This window comes from Caldimonas sp. KR1-144 (genome assembly GCF_049446155.1).
Classification (GTDB): Bacteria; Pseudomonadota; Gammaproteobacteria; order Burkholderiales; family Burkholderiaceae_C; genus Rivibacter.
This window is the reverse complement of the sequence record NZ_JBMSEE010000001.1, coordinates 99,734-116,740: the sequence shown is the minus strand read 5'-3', so window position 1 is coordinate 116,740 and position 17,007 is coordinate 99,734. Positions and strand designations below refer to the sequence as shown.

The following is a 17,007-nucleotide window of genomic DNA, read 5'->3' as shown; positions in this document are numbered from 1 at the left end:
GAAAGCTGCGTAACCGTTGCCGCAGACGACGGCAGCTCAGGCTGGAGAAAAACCAGCGTCGGCGTCACGAACCAAGCGGTTCGGGGACGTCGGGGTAGCTGAGTGTGACCGGGGTCGCGCCCGTGAGCACGAAGCATCGGCTGATAGCTTAAGCGTCTAAAAGCGCCCTCCGGGGTGCGATGCGGAAAGTCTGAAAGGTCGCCGTGTGCGGCGGCCGATAGGTGCTAGGGCTGTGATGCCCGCTGCAGACCGAAAACGGCATCCAAACCGTACGAGGAGCGCTTTACTGCCTTCGGCCCTCGGAAACCTGGAGAACGCGTCCAGGGATTGAGTTTGGAACTGTCGGGTCTCACCTAGGACTTGGAGAAGTAGCTCACAGCCTAACTGTGCAAGTCTCAACCGTGTCGGCGCGCGTGGCAGCGCGTCGGAAACCTGTGTTAGCGACAGGTGTTAGCACGGAGGGGGCAAGAGCGAGGATCGTGTAGGCAATGAAGGACTGGTCGAAAGCCAGCTCCGAGGTCGCAAGACCAGCATCCGGTTGGCACCGGAATGCGCCGAAAGACCGAGCAAGCAGAGCAGCGTATCGAGCGGGACCGGGAGGTCCTCGGGAGCGGTCGGGGGTGGTTCCCCGGCCGCAGTCATCTACTTGGCGTTGGCACGCCATATCAAACAGAGAAAGGATCATTCATGAGCATTAAATCGACTCACATCGACCGTTGACGAGGCCCCGCGCCTCCAACATTCAACGCTGTTCCTCCTCGATCGAGGACTCAAGCGATGAACGCACTGACGGCGGAACTGTCTGCGGCGACATGGTCGCCCAGCAGGGGCCGCTAAGACACTGGCACGGCAACGTGGCCAGCGAGACGATCCCCGGGGCAACGCCCCGGGGATCTCCCTTCCCTGGGGCTTGGCCTGCGCACCGCCTTTTCAGCGGTAGTTCGTGCTCGGCAACCTCGCGGATGGCAAGATCCGATTGAAGAGGAGGGTGCTGCGATGAACCTTGGAGAACTGCAGGCCGAACTGCGGCATTTCGCGGCAGAGCGCGATTGGCAGCCGTTTCACACGCCCAAGAACCTGGCCACTGCGCTTATGGTCGAGTCGGCGGAACTGGCGGAGGTCTTTCAGTGGAAGACCCCCGATGAGTCACGCCATGCGCACGAGGACCCTGCTACCAAGCAACGCATCGGCGAGGAAGTGGCGGACGTGCTGCTCTACCTCCTGCAGGTGGCCGACTATTGTCAGGTCGATGTCGAGCAGGCCGTCAGCGACAAGCTGGCGAAGAACGCGCTCAAGTACCCGGCGAAACACGTGATCGCGCGGGTGTCGCCGACGCGGGCATCAGTGGCCGGAACCCATGTGCTGCTCGACTACGAGAACGTTCAGCCCGGCGACGTCGAGCTGCGAGCGCTGTTCCCCGACGTGAACCAAGTCTGGGTGTTCCACGGACCCCACCAGCGCGAAGTCGCGAAGCGCTTCGCCTCCTTCGGCACCGGTGCGACGGCTGTGCCGATCACCAAGACCGGCAAGAACGCGCTGGACTTCCACCTGTCGTTCTACATGGGCTACATCGCGTCGCGGAATCCCGAGTCGACCATGGTGGTCGTCGCGAACGATAAGGGATACGAGCCCATGTTGGAGCACGCGAGGGCGATGGGATTCCAGGTGCGCCGGCAAGCGTACGGCGAGGCGACGACGCCGGCGAAGAAGACTGCCGCAAAGAAGGTGCCTGCCAAGAAGACGCCAGCGAAGAAGGTCGGCGCGAAGAAGCCTGCCGCCAAGTCAGCTGTGACGAAGAAGGTTGCAGCGAAGAAGGCCTCTCCCGCACCGGCGACGAAGAAGGCACCTGCCGCCAAGGTGGTGCCAGCCAAGAAGGCTGCGTCTGCGAAGCCCAACGGTAGAAGGGATGCAGCGCATGCTCCAGGCAAGGTGGTGTCCGCACCGGCTACGGCGCCCGCACTCTCGTCGTCGAGTGGGACGGTGACGATCTCGACCGACGACGTCCGAAAGCTCACCGACAACCTTCGCAAGCTCGTCAATCGACCGACCAAGCCGGCTGCGTTGCGGCGCCTGCTGAAGTCTCTTCTAGGCGCCGAGACCGGGGATGCGTCAATCGAAGTCGCGCTTGGCAACTTGGTTGCAGCGGGCATCGTGGCGGTCAATGCCGCGGGTGCCGTGACCTACCCCACCTTCGAGTCGGCCGGTGCTTCAGGCGAGTTGATCAACTGACCTTGCACAGCAGATGGCGCCATGCCATGGGCGAGCCCATTCGCGCAGGCATGGACGTTCCTCAGATGGCTCAACCCGGACACAATGTACGCATGAACCAAGCGGCTGCGACAAGATGAAGGAGTACGCGTTCCTGATCGTCTCGCTGACGATTGCCGTGGTCGGCATCGGCTTCTACTACCTTCAGCCGATCCTGGAGCGCTGGCACAAGCGACTCGAGGCTGACTTGTCTCGCTTGAAGAAGAAGGGCGAATCGCAGGAACCTCCTGACTCCTGAGCATCGGACGCGCCGCATCGCAGTGTCGCGCGGTGTCTACAGCGCTTCACAAGTTGCCGTCGACTTGGCAGGATGGTGAGATGCATTCACTTCCATCTCATATCGATCGCATCTCTGAACTCGAACCTTTCCGCGCCACGCGAATCAGCCGTCATGCGCGGACGCGCGCGCAGCAGCGCGCCATTTCAACCAAGTGCGTTCCTCTCTTGAAGGCCTATGGTCGTCGAGAGCACGACGGCCATGGTGCGATCCGCTACCTGATGACGAAGGATGCGATCGCCGTGCTCGAGGACGTCGTCGGCCGGTCGGCAGGTCTGGAGCGCCTCGCAGGTGTCTACATCGTCGTCAGCGCAGCGGACGACACGCTCATCACCATCGGACATCGCACGTGATGGCGCCCATCGAACGAATGGCGGAACCATCGGACGCCGGCGATGACGACGCCGACTTGCGGGCCTTCGAGGCCATGCGCGAGATTGCTGTAGCCGAGGGCATCAGCCAGGTGACTCCCGCTGCTATGCCGGGGCTGATGGCGTTGTTCCGTCGCGCCGGCTTGCTGCGCGACGAGTCGGACGACACGTCCGTCGAACCACCTCCGTCGGCCGGCGACTCCTGCAGCGACGGCTCCGAGCCCGCTTGCAACTCCCCGCACGACAGTTAGCGCAGCAGGTGCTGCGAACGTCGGCAACCCAACTGTGAAGATCATCTCGCTACTACTTTCACTTTTGTACCTCGCTGTCGCGTTCGTCTTTGTCGGCGCCACGATCGGCTCCGTTCTCTGGCTCATGGCCGTGCCGATCTTTGGCGTGAACTTTGCGTCCTTGCCACTGTTCGCGGCGGGCGGCGCGACTCCGTGCGTGCTTTGGGCCTTTTCAAGGGTCTTCACCAATGATGCAGGGGCTGCGACGGCCACACCTCCCGAGCGCAACTGGATGGTCGCGGACTCCATCGAGACTCTCCCATCATTGGTCGACCAGCCACTGGGTCAGGACAACGCCGCGACCTTTGGCGCCGACGTTGATGCCTCAGCTTGGGCTGCGCAGCCGCGTTGCATGATTGACGCGTTCACGTTGGGCGACAACTTGTACGAGACAGTCTATGGCGCCTGAGGGACCGACAGAGGGCCGGCGCGGCACTACTGCTCTTCGCCGCCGGCGCAGCGAGGTGTGGTGTTAGTGAGCATCCAGCTGTGCCAACATGTCCAGGCTTGCGCGTTGAATGAATCGAGGACGCTTAGGAGGGCTTCCAGTGACCTTGGAACAACTCAGGTGGACCGTGCTCCATGAAGTCTCCCTGTACTTCGCCCCCGCTACTGGCGCGGCCAAGGGGATTCGGCGCGCGTACCGAGCCCAGAGGTCGAAGGGCAAGCGTGCGGGCATCCATCTCTGCATCGCGCCGATACTGTCGGGCCTCGGAGGCATCCGACGACAGTACCGCGCGCTAGAGCGGCTAGCCGAACGCCGACGACTCACGAAGCGCCGAGGGAGCTAGCGACGCTTCGACCTGTTCGAGCGCCGGCAACGGGAATCGACAGGTGGCGGCGCGTTGCGCGGGCCTACTTCCCCCGAGTGGCAGGATCGCAGGCTGCCGGCGCTTATTGGCCGTGCGGTGCGGCTGGCTCATTCGGTCGACCAGCAAAGGCTAAAGGCGCCAAACAGCTACTACCGTGTGGCTCTAGCAAGTTTTGTGAGGTCACTTGGTCTCCTGCGACGGCCCGGAACCTTGACAATCAAAATCAGCCGCGACTGGGTCTCGCCCATGCGGCGGATGTGGCGCATCTCGAACAAGCTCGTCAGATGCGGAGTGCCCTCACGGTTGGGTGTTGCTAGATCGAGCACCAGGAGTACGCCCAACCGGATGCTGACGTTCTGGTAGTCCGTGGTCTGCGCTGCATACGACGTGGAGAGCGCGTCGAAGGAACAGTCAGATTCTTCGCGCTTCACCTCGACAACCAGACGTTCGGGGCCAGAGTTCAGGCGTATGTCGGCTCTGCCACTCGCAATATTTGTCGCCTCAAGATCGCTCCCTGCGGCGTTCGTCGCCACCCAGCGAAAAAAGTCCTTCTGTAGTTCGTCCTCGTGAGGCAGAGGACCGTCATCGCGTTCGAAGAGATAGGCACCGGTTGGGTCGTCGCCCTTAGTCAGTTCCAGGCGATTGAAGATGAATCGAACCAGCCAGAGGAGTACCGTGTCGAAGAGACGTGCCCCATTCGCATTCGCGCTGTAGTCGGGGTGTCCCCGTGCCTCTTTGCAGCAACGTTCGATGACATCGACTTCGGCGCCAGTCAGGTTGGCAAGTTGCAGAGACATTGCGTTAGAAACTACACTGAATAGAACACTCCTGTGATCTTCCGGGATGTTGGACCTTTCGATGATGGCGACGAGCGAGGTCCCTTCGCTCGACGCCTCAGGAGGGTTCTTTGGACTACCTGACTGTTCAATGAAGGCATCAATCTGGGCACTCAGGTCTCGCGCTTCTGCAGCCCATTCGTGGGCCGCGTTTTGTTGAAGCCACATGCGCACTTGATGCGCCTGTCCGGCCTGCGAGGCAACGCTTGCGCGTATTCGAGGTCTGACCATGGCTTCGATACCACCGTACTGGTCTCGACGCAGAATCGACCGACCTGCGCTGTACACGGACAAGAGACCTTCCTCGATGACTGCTGCCGGCTCCCACCAGCTTGGCTCGTCAAGCCGCCCCGCTAGCCCCGCAACGGCACTGGCCAGGGCGCTCCAACACGCTGCCTCGGTCTGTCTGGCGCCCAGCCAGGGAGGGCCGGAACCTCCTGACCAGGCATGTAGCTCGAATGCGTGCTGCTGAACGCGGGCGCTCGCGGCACCGAGCGATGCGCTCGCGCCACCGTTCTGGAAGCTCAGAAGCAGGTCAAGGCCATCGAAGTACAAGCTGGCTTCCGGGCGGTGCTCAGATACCTCTTCGGACTCACCAAACCAGTCTCTGGCCTCACGGAAAGCGGGCGCTGCCGTGTTGCTGTCCGCCCTATCCATAGCTTCAGCGAGAGCGGCCATACCCAACTCGAAAGCTGCCTCAGGCCGGACCGCTTCGAGTTGAGCGAGCTTGCGCAGAACCCCGACCAGTTCCTTATCGCGCCAGTGCGAAAAGGCGACACCAGCGATCTTGGCGGCTCGTCGCAGGAATTCTGGGTCGTCGCCCGGCACAAGACCGAGGAACAGGTCCAGCAAGCGAAGCTGCCAGCGTCTGTTTTCACCAGCCCAGCGAAATGCTCCATCAAGCGCTGCACCGCGGGAAAGTCCGGAGTGCGAATGGTCGCGGTTTGCTGCCTTTGCCAGGAAGAGCATGAAGCAGCACTCATCGCCGTCGTCCGGCAGCGGCCGATGATGTTCGAGGATGTCGACCGCCTCCAGAAGCACAAAGTCTGTTGTCGCGACCTCGAGCAGATCGTGCAGAGCGCGTTTATGCGCGTCTCGATCAGCTGCCGTAGCATTGCTCCACCCCAGGATAAGGGGCTGAAGCAACTCGGGCATCATTGGCGTACTTCCGAGCGATCTTGCTGCCGGTGCAAGCTTCGAAATTCCGCCAAGATCTTCCAACCGCCAGTCTCGCCCGCTCTTGACGACCTCAATGAGTTTGGCTTCGATTGGATGCATGTCGGTCACCACAGGAACGCGTTGCCGGCAACCTCACGGCGGTGCTTCTCAGGTACGTGATCGGTTATCGCCTTTGAGGAGAGGCCCGCAACGAACACCTGAAAATGCGGCAGCTTGGTTGAGACAGCCTGCAGCCCGGCAACGAGATGATCCACGTCGACGGGTGACACCTCTTGAGCGGCGGGCGAATCAATCATGAGCAATCCCGGGTGCCGACCGATCCCCCGCGCCTCAGCAATTTCGATCATCGCAAGAACGGCTGCCACTTTCAGACGCAGTTTCTCGCCTTCCGTCACCTTGCTGTAGCTTGTTGGGACGCCTCCCTTCACCAGAGACAGCGCCGCGTTTCCCTTCAGTGAGGCCTCTGACAAGTTCTCCATTCCGAAGGCCTTGGCGTACTCGACCAAGCGCGCTGAAACGTCAGTGAGCAACCCGTCCCGCATGGCCTTGACGCGCGCTTCGGTTTCGTTGACGACAGCAGTAAGGATCCTAAGCTCACCGGTTCGATCCTCGCTCTGTGCTGTTGGAGCGGTGGAGACCTCTTCAAGACGACCTTCCAGAACCGCGACGGCCGTGGCAACTTCGTGCCGTCGCACAGCGGCATTCAACTCTTTCGACGCGGCCTCAAGGCGGCTTTGCAGCAGTGCGGCCTTCCCGCGGAGGATGGCGAGATCAGTCTCCGTCTCGTCCTTGGCCGTCTGCGCGCGTTTCACCGCGACCTCGGACGCTTTCACCCTCTCCTGAAGATCGGCCTTCATGGCCTCGCCATCTTCAGAGTTCGTAATCGTCTCGCCACAAACAGAGCAAGAGTGAGTAGAGTCTTCCAGGTCCTTCTTGGCTTTTGAAATGGTGTGATCGCAGCGCGGACAGCACTTCGGCTCGAGGCGACGAAACACGGCCGTTGCGGACATGGCATCCATGTGGGTCTGCAGGTCCCGCCGATCTTCCTGATGGACAGTGCTTATCTCGCGAAGCGCGGCGGCGGCACGTTCCGCGCGTTCAACCATGGCTCGCTCTTGGCGACGAACATCTGCGAGTTCGGTTGCATCGGCATCAATGGCAGTGCGCACGGCCTCATCGCTTGGGATCGTGGCCAGCTCAGCGCGCCTTTCTGCGAGCTGGCTAGTGATGTTGTCAATACGGGCCTTGACAGCATCACGCCCCTGCTCACTCCGCCGCGCGGAAACTTGAACAGCTTGTTCGACGAGCTGCTGGGCGGTCTTCGCCGCAGCTAGCGTCGAAACCCAGGGGACACCCAAGTACATCTGCATCAATCGCGAGGTCAGCCCAGTGGCGACCGGCATGTCACCCAAGAGCACCTCATAGTTGGTCCCGATAAACATGGCGCCGGAAAACGCTACCCAGCTATGTGAGACCGACTGACCCTCGTCATCTCCACCTTGCCGCCACGTTGAAATCGGCTCCATGGCAAACATGCGCATGAAGAAGTCAGCCATGACTGCTTCGAACTCGCTATCCGTGGCGAACTCGGCAAGGACAGTCTTCTCCTGCTCGCCTCCGGTCGCTGAACGGATTCGATACAAACCTCCGACGGGTTCGCCCCGCGTCTTGGCCAGGACCTCGTACTCGTCGGAGTCGAGTAGGAATCGCAATCGAACGACGTGCACCCAACGGCGTACATCGTCTTGGAGGTTGCTCGATGCCCGGCCTCTGACCATCCACCGGACAATTTCGATGATTGTCGACTTGCCCCGCAGGTTGTGCTCAGAGAGCATTGCCCAAAGGCCGTGATCGAGGTTCGTCCAGGAAAAGGAGAACGCCCCGGCGTTTGGCACGCCGTCCTTTACGCCAGAGAACTCAAGCTCACGCAAGACAAGCCGCCGAGGCTGGGCAAGTACTGGCGACGGCTGGATGCGATGGGACGACAGAACACTCTCGATCGCATGAATGTCCGCTTCAGCCTTCTTCGCTATCGATTGAAGCCAATCGTTCTTTTGTTGAGCCACCTTGCCTCCACTTCGCACTGTCATTTGGATTGCAGTTGCGCTATGCGCCGTCGCACGTCTTCGGTGATTGCCGGGATGATTCCGCCCAATTTCGTTTCTGCGTAGGTGGCGCGTTGGTACTGCTTCTGCTTCAGAGCCGTTCCGCCCAAGCCTCCCGCAACCTTGGCGACAAGTTGTGCTCTGTCCGCATACCACTGGAGGACTGGCTCTTGCGACACAGCAGTGGCGCAGGTGTCGTGGCCGGCTTTAGTGAGAATGAAGTCTGTTTCGAAGACTTTGTTGTTGACGCCTTTCAGGCCCGTGATACGGACCAGATCACGAGAACGAAGCAGCGAAAGGGCGTCGTCCAGTCGCTCGTACGCGCCAAAGAAATATCGAACCATAGGAACGCGCCGAAGATCAGGTTCGTCGTCATCCAGAATCGCTTGCGCCGCATCGAAGTAGGTGTCTTCCTTCGTACCCAGATAGAGGTCGACCAGTTCCGCGGCGAGGTAGTCAGGGTTTCGCATCCAGAAGTCGAACGCCTGCAGACGCGCTTCGCCCTTGAAGATGAGAGCGATGTCCGCAGCGGGTGGTTCGACGGGGCTGCCGCCCGCCTTGAGAATAAACAGGATGCGCAGCGCATCCCGATGTGGTGAGCGGATGCTCATGCCGCCGTACCGCAAGGCGACGCACATGCTCGCCTGGGTGACGATGGGACCGGCCGCAATCGCGGCACTACTGGTTGCTCATGGGCTCTTTCGCTCTTGAGCGGCGGGTTAGAAGCGTTCACGGTGACTATCGCTCCCCTCGCGGGTTCAGCTACGCAACCCAAAGTTATCTGCATCGGCTCACGGGTGCAGCCGGTTCCCGAATGCGCACGGCTGCAGCTAGGGTGCAGCAGGAGGGCCGTCGATTACCACGACTGGATGGGCTCGATGGGCGCCTCCTCCCAGATAGGAGGCGAACACCACAGACGCCCCAACCTGCGCGGCGCGCGGCCCATAGACGCTCGAAGTGTGGAAGAAGACGTCGGGGCCGCCGTCCCGAGATATGAATCCCCAGGCTCCATATTCGATTCGATGAACGGTGCCCTCGTCGCGTGGGTCAATCGAATAGCAAAGGCTGCCGCAACGGGCCACAATGTCGTCGGCGGTCGGGCGCGCACTGGGATCCTTCTGCAAGCAGGCCAGAACGATCTCCGCGAGTTCCTGGGCCAACGGTGCGAACTGGGGGTTCGAAGTCATAAAGCGCGGCATGGGCGGCGGCGTCGCCTCGAGAATCTTCCGGACGGCTGCTAGGCCCGTCCCGAACGGAGGGCTGCCAGTTAGCAGGTGGTACATCATCGCTCCGATTGACCAAATGTCGGCGGGGGGACCAACGCTGCGTGGAGTTTCAATGGCCTCCGGAGCCATGTAGGGTAGTGCGCCGACAGCGGTCTGTGATGTCGTCATCGTGGAGCTGCCACCTTCAGCAGCTTCCGCGAGTTCCTCGTCGGCCATCTTCGCAATGCCGAAGTCTGTGACCTTAATCTCCGCCAACGAGTAGCCGCCGACCACCATGACATTTGTTGGCTTGAGGTCGCGATGCACAACGCCGGCGTGGTGTGCCGCTGCGACACCCTTTGCTAGGTAGTGGAAGACCTTTGCAGCGGAATACGGGTCAAGACAGCCCGCTCGGCGAAGCAAGGCATCCTGCAGGTCTTGCCCGTCGATCAGCTCCTCAATGAGATATCGACTCTCGCCGGGGCCGCGAACATAGTCGAGGGTCTTCGCGACGTTTGGGTGATTGACCTTCGCCGCCACAATCGCGCTGCGCTTGAACCGCTTCGTAGCGGAACTGTTCTTGGGCGTCTTTAGCGCAACCATGCGTCCGATTAGGCGATCGAACGCCGCGTAGACGAACTGCATGCCCCCCTCACCAATGTCGGCGTGTATCTCGTACCGGTCGCCGATTACGTCTCCAGGCTTGTGCGGGCCGCTCATAGAACGATCTCCGGGTGCGAAAGGTCAAAGGTGATAAAGGCTCGCTCAGTCGCGCGCCGTGCCTGCGAGCCAAGCGCGACGACGCAGCAACCGGGCAACGCCTGTCCGGCCGTCACCGTGCTGTTGTTGATGAACACCTCTCCGGTAACGGCGGTGACGCGGAAGATGAGGCCGTCATACGAGATCTCGACACGGCCAACGGATGGAAGATCGAGCGCGATGTTGCGGTTGCCGGAATTGAGGTATGACGGCCGTCCTCGAAACACCACAAGGGCCTGATGCTTGTCAAACAACAGATGGCGTGCCAGCGCGTCACGAACGGCTGACATCGGCGGGCGCGCGGCGGCTGTAGGCGCTATGCAGCCGTCGAGCAAGCGGATCACTTCGGCTCCGAGCCCGAGGCCGAGTGCCCCGAAGTAGCCTGCCGCCAACGGGCGCGGCGGAAAGGCCGTCAGCTCAGCCGGGAGAGATCCTGTGGCGAGGAAGAGAGCTGTTATGCCGAATGCGTAGACATCAACAGCCGGAGTGAACGTGGCAGTAGTGGCATACAGCTCCGGAGCGGCGAAGCCAGGCGTGCCCACGAAGCCAACAGTTGCCGCCGCCGGCCCTGTATCGCGCGCCAGGCCAAAGTCGAAGATCTTGATGACACCTTCAGCGTCGACCTTCATATTGTTGGGCTTGATATCACGATGGATCACCCCAACGGCGTGGATGTCGCTGATTCCTGCTGCAATCTGCCAGAGCTGCTTGTAATACGAACTTGCGCTTGCAGGTGCCGCAAAGCTTTCCAGCAAGTCTGGGCCGTCCACAAACTCCTGAATGATGCCGATGCAGTCGTCAGGAAACCGGCAGATGTCGTAGATCTGCACGACATGCTTTGACCGCATCTTCAGAAGTGCTGCCAACTCGTCGGCCATCCTGCGTCCATGCGTGCCGTCCTGAAGAAACTTCACGGCAACCGGGCGCTCCAGGATGGAGTCCTGGCAGAAGACGACCGAACTCATCCCGCCATGCGCGGCAGGGCCGGTTGGCACGTAGCGAGCAGGCAGTGTGCGCATAGTTCAGTCTGCTTTCTGAGGGAACTCGATCTTGAGCTGCGGAGCCTTTGGCTTGTCCTGACCAGGCTCTAGTGGTTCCTCGATACTTCGCTGCGCCGGGGCCTTAGCCTTCTTTTCTCGCTTGCGTTTGCTTCGTGGCGCTTTCTGAACGTCAGTGAAAGCGGGCTCCGGCGCTGGTGTGCTGCGGCCAACTTCTCGATCAGAACGATTGGACTCAACTGGCTGTACTGGCGCTGAGGACTGCCCGGGTCGCGCGCGGTTTAGCAGTAGATGAAGTTCGCCGAACGGATCCCAAATTCCACAGGTAGCGTCATGGTCATCGTCGCCGTCAGCCAGCTCCTGCAATGTCAACTGTGGAAGGACAAAAGCAGCGCTAGCGTTGTCGTGGCCACCACACCACTTGGCAGTTTCCGTAAGTCGCCGCAACGCTGTGCCAGGGTCGGACGAATTGGCGATGAGGGTCGCAATCCAGCTCTGATCTAGATAGTGCACCCCGTCCGATGTGAGCAGCAGCGCGTCTTCATGAGCGAACGGTAGTTGAGTGACGTTGACTTCGAGCGGGTTGCCTATGCCGACAAACTGAAGCAGGTTGGAGCCCATGTCGGCCTCCACTTTGTGCCCCAGTTGCCCGGCAATAGTGTCGTCAACAGTCAATTGGGTGAGTTGACCATTCGAGTACTTGTAGATCCTGCTGTCGCCGACATTGACGGTATAGGCGATACCTTCGCATAGCAAGAGGGCGGAGAGCGTTGCGCCACCCTTGCCGGACAGCTTGCTGAAGATGGTCGAGTTGGCGGCGCGGACGGCCGCCTCGAGGGTTCGTTCTGGCGGCTCTCCTGGCCGCGCCAATTCGAAAAAACAAGCGAACAGAGTGCCGAGAGTCGTGGCTGCACAGGCGGCACCGTCCTTCATGCCTCCAATGCCATCACTCAGGGCTGCCAACACATACGGCTGATTCTGGCCGCAGGTCCCCCGACCGATTGCGACACGATCTTGGTTCTCATCGCGCTTCAACCCCACGTCGCTCGCAAGCGCCGCTGGAAACGCAGCGATGCGTCGGACGGCGCTAGGGAATGTCTTTCGCTGGAACCAAGAGGTAAGGCGTGCCGCGCTATCGCTCCACACAGGTGTCATTGCAAAGGTGTCCCTTCTCTAGCGCTTAGCGTCGATTGGATGCGATGCCGCCCCGAGCTGAAGCGCAATGATGTCTTGTCGCTGACATATTCGACCCGTTTCATGGTCTCACGCCATCTCAATTTTCAGATTGCGGCGCAAGCTCTTCCGCGCGCTGTCAGTGCGACCGCGCCGTCACATGCAGGGTGAGCCCGGCATGGCGCTGCAGGTGACTGATGACGCTGAACAGATTGCGCGCCTGCGGGTTGCCAGTCGGGCCGAACATGCGGATCAGGCTCTTGGGCGATGAGCCGACCTCGACGCCGAGCTGTTCGAAGCCGACCGTCGCCTTGATGTAGTCACGCAGGATCGCCTTGCCGGTGTCCACATCACCGGAGAGCATGGTCTCGATGCCTTCCTTGAGCAGGGCATCGCGGAATTTCGGGTCGGCTTGGACACGCGCCAGCACCGTTTCCTTGAAGTCTCGTGTCAGAGCCATGATTCACGTACCTGATCGTCTATGTCGCTCGGAGGCCGCCCAACGCGCCTCCGCGGCCTCGATGTCGCGCCGCTGCCGCTTCTTCGTCCCGCCGGCCAACAGGATGATCACCACGTCGCCGTCACGGCCGAAACACACACGGTAGCCCGGCCCGGAGTCCAGCCCCTACTCCAGTACATCTTCCCCGACGCCTTTGATGTTGGACGGGTTGCCTTGCTCGATGCGCGCGAGGACGACCGTGATCTTGGCCGCCGTCGTGGCGTCCACGGCCGTGAACCACTCTGCAAAGAGACTGGTGCCATCATCTTCCAAGTACCCGCGTACATCCAGCATGGCTATTGGTAGCATATATGTTACCACTGAGCAAGCGGACGAAGAGGGGCGGGGCATCGCCGCCATGGACGGCCAGGTGCCAAGCGCTGCGCGCCCTGAGCCCTGACCCCTGGAAGGTCTCGGCCAAAGGCTATGCCCCCTGACGCGAGTGGCCAGTTGTGTGGTGTGGTCGCACTGGGCGATCCGGCCCGCGTCACGCCGGTCGGCTGGGTAGAACGGCTAGTCCAAGGGCCAAGGGCGGTGCCCTGGTGAAGCGCAAGGGAGGCTGCGCACGGCGCGGATGTAGAGGGCGTGGGTCTTGCCGTTGAACTGTTGAACTTGCGCATGCACATTCCGTCGATCATGCGTTGCCGCAATGGCGAGACGGTGGGTGTCAATGAGTTCATGGTTCAGCTTCAGTCAGAGAGCGGTGAAGGGCGTAGCCGGGAGGCTGGCACTGGTTGCATTCGCGCTGGGCGTTAGCCCAGCTTGAGCGCCAGTGCGGAAGTCTCCAGATGCGTGTACCGGCGCAGCATGTTGAGGTTCTTGTGCCCCGTGATCGATGCCACTTCCATCGGGTTCAATCCCTTCTCGAACAAGCGCGAGGCCGCTTCGTGCCTGAGATCGTGCCAACGCAAGTTCGTCATCCCGAGTCGGCGGAGAGTCTTCTTCCAGACGCACACGACCGCGTTCTGAGTCGTGGCAAGAACACGCCCATCCAGCGATCGGGGCATGGAGCGCAGCGTCTCGACAGCCCGGGACGAGAGAGGCACTGCGGCCGGCACACCCTTGTTGCCCTTGCACCTGAACTTCAGCGGGATCGTGATGGTCCGCCTCTCCAGGTCGACCCATTCCCACCTCAGTTCGAAGAGCATGCCCTGGCGCAGTGAAGTCTCGATCGCCAGATCGAAGGCAGGGCGGGCCCAGATGTTCGGCGACGCCGCAAGCGCCTCTGCGAGCCTTTCGTACTCGCCGGGACGCAGCCGGCGATCCCGCTCGGTAGACCCACTGGGCTTCCGAATGTTGGCGAGGGGGTTGGCAAGGCCTTCCATGCCCCACTCCTTGCGAGCGATCTCGAAGAGATGGCTGATGAGGGCCAGTTCGAGGCGGACCGTGTTCTGAGCTCGACCAAGGGCGAGGCGATCGTCCCGGTAGCGCGCGAAGTCGGCGCCGCGCAGCTGCGCCAGGAATCGGTAGGCGAGGGGATGCTGCTGCCACTTGCGGATGCGCTGCTTATCCTGCTCAGGATGGTGCTTCTGGCTCGAGATCTCCTTCTCGTACCGTTCAAGCGCCTCCGCGAGCGTCGTGCGCTCTGCATCCACCCGTGAGACGAACGTGCCTCGGTCCATCTCGGCCTCAAGGCTGCGCCCCCATGCTTCGGCCTCGGCTCGGGTGTCGAACGAACGGTACTGGGGCGGATAGCCCCGGCGGACGATCTGCGCCCGCCAGTACTTCCCGCGCTTACTGATGCTTGCCACGATGGCTGACCTCCTTGGTGAGTGAGGTCGCCAGTCTTGTGCAGTGGCAAATTTGTGGCAAAAGCCGAATATCCCGGCTCCGGCCAAAGAAAAAAGGCCTGCACTCACGTGCAAGCCTTTGATCTTCTTCGGTTTTCTGTGGCTCCCCGACCTGGGCTCGAACCAGGGACCTACGGATTAACAGTCCGGCGCTCTACCGACTGAGCTATCGGGGAACAGAGCCTCACATTATATGGGAAGTTTTTGAGGCCTCACAAGTCCGCCTGCAATGCGAGCCGCCAGGTGCGCGCTGCCATCGGGTAGAGGTAGACGTGGCCGAACTGGTAGGGCGACTCCTGCCAGGCGCGGCGGTCGGCCAGGTTGTCGACGCCGGCGCGCCAGACGAGTCGCTGGCCGCCTTGCAGGCGCTGCGTGTAGATGGCGCCGATGTCCCAGCGCGCCCAGCTGGGCACCGTGAGCGCATCGTTGCCCGGGATCAAGGTCCGATCGCTCTCGGCGCTGAGCGCGGCAAAGAGATTCAGGCCCGGCAGCGCCCGCAGCTCGTGGCCGACGAGGACGCGCGCGCTGCGCGCCGGCACGTTGGTCGGTCGCGTGTCGTTCAGCGATGCGTTGACCGAGTCCTCGCGTCGCGCGCGCAGCCACATCGCGCTGCCTGCGAGCGTCCACGCGCCGAAGCGCTTCTCGGCGCTGGCTTCGATGCCTCGATGGCGTGCGGCACCGTCGAGGCCGCGTCTGCAATCGCTGGGATCGGCGTCCGCGCACTCGCCCAGGTCGCCGTAGACCGGGCGCCGGATGTCAAAGGCTGCGAGCGCCCAGCGCAGGTCCTGCTGCTCGAACTTCAGTCCGATCTCGCTTTGGCGGCTCTTGGCCGCAGGCAGCGGCTGGCCGGCATTGCCGTACACGCCCGGGCGGTTCGGCGCCACATCGGACTCCACGCCCTGGCCCCAGCTCGCATAGGCCATCAGCGGCTCGCTGAGCTGCCAGCTCGCCGCGATCCACGGTGTCGTGAAGCTGTCGTCGTAGTCGGTCGGCTCGGTGCCCGAGGTGGTGACGCTCTGTCGCTCGAGCCGCGTATGGCGAACGCCAAGCCACAGGCCGACGCCGGCGCCGAGCTGGATCGCGTCGTTGGCGTAGAACTCGGTGCGGCGCTCGTCGCGGTTGGTGCTGTCGTCGTCGGCCAGCGGCTGGGGTGTCGTGACGGCGGAGCCGTCGATGCGGCCCGGCTCGTTCACGAAATTGAACGCCTGCTTCTGGAATCGCGCCTCATAGCGCAGTCCCTGCACGCCGAAGCGCAGCTGGTGGTTCAGCGCGGCGGTGGCAAGGCGGCCGGCGAGGTTCAGGTCCCACGCGTCGTTGCGGCGCCGCTCGTTCTCGCTGCGGTAGTCGTAGAAGTCGAAGCTGCCGTCGCTGCAGTAGCGGTCGAAGTTGCCCTCGGCGCTGCAACCGAACGGGAACGCGACGCGGTCGTCGTCCTTCAGGCGCTGCGTCACGAACTGCGCCTGCGCGCGCCACTCGCCCGCCAGGCGCTGCTGCCAGCGCAGGCTCGCGGTGTCGGCATCCCACACGACCGGCAGGCTCCACGGCTGGTTGTTCAGGTTGAGCCGCGGATCGATCGACTTCGCGCTCGGCACGCGGTCGCCGAGCAGGCTGAAGCCCGGCTGGCTGGGTTGGCTCTGATGCGTGGTCTCGAGTTCGGCCTCGAGCAGCGTGTCGGGCGAGATGCGCCAGTCGCCGGCCACGGCGAGCAGGTGGCGACGGCCGCGCGCATCGTGCAGCTCGGGATCGAGCCGCTCGGCGGTCGCATTGACGCGCAGGCCGAAGCTGCGTTCGTTGCCGAAGCGCGTCGACCAGTCGACCGTGCCCATCACGTTGCCGGCGCCGCGCAGCTCGAGGCTCGCGGCGCGCACATCGGCATCGGGGCGCTTGACGACCAGGTTGACCAGGCCGCCCGGCGCGCTGACGCCCGACTGCATGCCGCTGATGCCCTTGAGCAGCTCGACGCGGCTCTTGTTGTCGAGCATCAGCACCGTCTCGCCGCTGATCGGCAGACCGTCTCGGCGCAGGTTGCTGCGCAGGTCGATCACGTAGCCGCGCACCGTCAGCTGGCTCCAGTAGCCCACGCTGTTGTAGGCGTCGGAGACGCTGGCGTCGAGGCGCGTGAGGTCGCGCAGGTCGTTGGAGCCGCGGTCTTTGAGCTCGGCCTGGCCGACGCTGGTGACGGCGATCGGCAGTCGCGCGACGGGCACGTCGCCGAAGCCGGCGATGTCGGATGCAGGCAGGCTGCCCTGGGCGCGCACGCTCACGGTCGGCAGCGTCGTCGTCGGCGCCGTGTCGGCGGTCTGTGCCTGCGCAGCGAGAGCGACGCACAACAGCGCGCAGGCCGCGGGCACGCGGCGTCGGGTCAACGGGAAATGAAAGCGAGATCGAGATGCCATCGTCGGATCCGTTCGATGGCAGGTGGGCGCTGCAGCGAACGGTCCGAGG

Annotated in this window: 15 protein-coding genes and 1 tRNA gene; 5 read left to right on the top strand and 11 right to left on the bottom strand. The window is 62.4% G+C overall.

Annotated elements, in window-relative coordinates:
* Positions 1-996 precede the first annotated feature (996 nt).
* The 5 genes from ACO2TI_RS00560 to ACO2TI_RS00540 all read left to right on the top strand — a co-directional run bounded on the left by ACO2TI_RS00560 (position 997) and on the right by ACO2TI_RS00540 (position 3,615).
* Positions 997-2,229, top strand: coding sequence for a PIN domain-containing protein (locus ACO2TI_RS00560; protein ID WP_423281457.1), 1,233 nt, complete (start codon positions 997-999; stop codon positions 2,227-2,229).
* 115 nt (positions 2,230-2,344) lie between these two features.
* Positions 2,345-2,506, top strand: coding sequence for a hypothetical protein (locus ACO2TI_RS00555; RefSeq protein ID WP_423281456.1), 162 nt, complete (start codon positions 2,345-2,347; stop codon positions 2,504-2,506).
* An 80-nt stretch (positions 2,507-2,586) separates the two neighbouring features.
* Positions 2,587-2,898, top strand: coding sequence for a hypothetical protein (locus ACO2TI_RS00550; protein WP_423281455.1), 312 nt, complete (start codon positions 2,587-2,589; stop codon positions 2,896-2,898).
* Complete coding sequence (locus tag ACO2TI_RS00545) at positions 2,898-3,167, top strand: hypothetical protein (protein WP_423281454.1); 270 nt, start codon at positions 2,898-2,900, stop codon at positions 3,165-3,167. Before ACO2TI_RS00550 ends, ACO2TI_RS00545 begins: the two co-directional genes overlap by 1 nt.
* A gap of 34 nt (positions 3,168-3,201) precedes the next feature.
* Positions 3,202-3,615 (top strand): hypothetical protein, encoded by a 414-nt coding sequence (locus ACO2TI_RS00540; RefSeq protein ID WP_423281453.1) that lies wholly within the window; start codon positions 3,202-3,204, stop codon positions 3,613-3,615.
* Between the two features lie 552 nt (positions 3,616-4,167).
* On the opposite strand, the gene ACO2TI_RS00535 is transcribed toward ACO2TI_RS00540, so the two are convergent.
* From ACO2TI_RS00535 to ACO2TI_RS00485, 11 genes are all read right to left on the bottom strand, one after another.
* Positions 4,168-6,141, bottom strand: coding sequence for a hypothetical protein (locus ACO2TI_RS00535; protein ID WP_423281452.1), 1,974 nt, complete (start codon positions 6,139-6,141; stop codon positions 4,168-4,170).
* Positions 6,138-8,099, bottom strand: a complete 1,962-nt coding sequence (locus ACO2TI_RS00530) for a large ATP-binding protein (protein WP_423281451.1) — start codon at positions 8,097-8,099, stop codon at positions 6,138-6,140. Before ACO2TI_RS00530 ends, ACO2TI_RS00535 begins: the two co-directional genes overlap by 4 nt.
* Before the next feature lie 20 nt (positions 8,100-8,119).
* Positions 8,120-8,776: a hypothetical protein gene (locus tag ACO2TI_RS00525; RefSeq protein ID WP_423281450.1), complete on the bottom strand. Its 657-nt coding sequence runs from the start codon at positions 8,774-8,776 to the stop codon at positions 8,120-8,122.
* Positions 8,777-8,968: 192 nt separating this feature from the next.
* Positions 8,969-10,063, bottom strand: a complete 1,095-nt coding sequence (locus tag ACO2TI_RS00520; RefSeq protein ID WP_423281449.1) for a protein kinase domain-containing protein — start codon at positions 10,061-10,063, stop codon at positions 8,969-8,971.
* Complete coding sequence (locus ACO2TI_RS00515; RefSeq protein ID WP_423281448.1) at positions 10,060-11,067, bottom strand: serine/threonine-protein kinase; 1,008 nt, start codon at positions 11,065-11,067, stop codon at positions 10,060-10,062. The genes ACO2TI_RS00520 and ACO2TI_RS00515 overlap by 4 nt, the downstream gene beginning before the upstream one ends.
* Before the next feature lie 57 nt (positions 11,068-11,124).
* On the bottom strand, positions 11,125-12,255 hold the full coding sequence (locus ACO2TI_RS00510) for a PP2C family protein-serine/threonine phosphatase (RefSeq protein WP_423281446.1): 1,131 nt from the start codon (positions 12,253-12,255) through the stop codon (positions 11,125-11,127).
* 157 nt (positions 12,256-12,412) lie between these two features.
* Complete coding sequence (locus ACO2TI_RS00505) at positions 12,413-12,703, bottom strand: transcriptional regulator (protein ID WP_423281445.1); 291 nt, start codon at positions 12,701-12,703, stop codon at positions 12,413-12,415.
* A 195-nt stretch (positions 12,704-12,898) separates the two neighbouring features.
* A complete protein-coding gene (locus ACO2TI_RS00500; protein WP_423281444.1) occupies positions 12,899-13,066 on the bottom strand; it encodes a hypothetical protein in 168 nt (55 codons plus the stop codon).
* A 458-nt stretch (positions 13,067-13,524) separates the two neighbouring features.
* Entirely contained in the window at positions 13,525-14,523 is a 999-nt protein-coding gene (locus ACO2TI_RS00495) for a tyrosine-type recombinase/integrase (protein WP_423281443.1), read from the bottom strand.
* A gap of 139 nt (positions 14,524-14,662) precedes the next feature.
* Positions 14,663-14,738, bottom strand: a tRNA-Asn gene (locus ACO2TI_RS00490).
* Between the two features lie 36 nt (positions 14,739-14,774).
* Complete coding sequence (locus ACO2TI_RS00485; protein ID WP_423281441.1) at positions 14,775-16,958, bottom strand: TonB-dependent siderophore receptor; 2,184 nt, start codon at positions 16,956-16,958, stop codon at positions 14,775-14,777.
* Positions 16,959-17,007 lie beyond the last annotated feature (49 nt).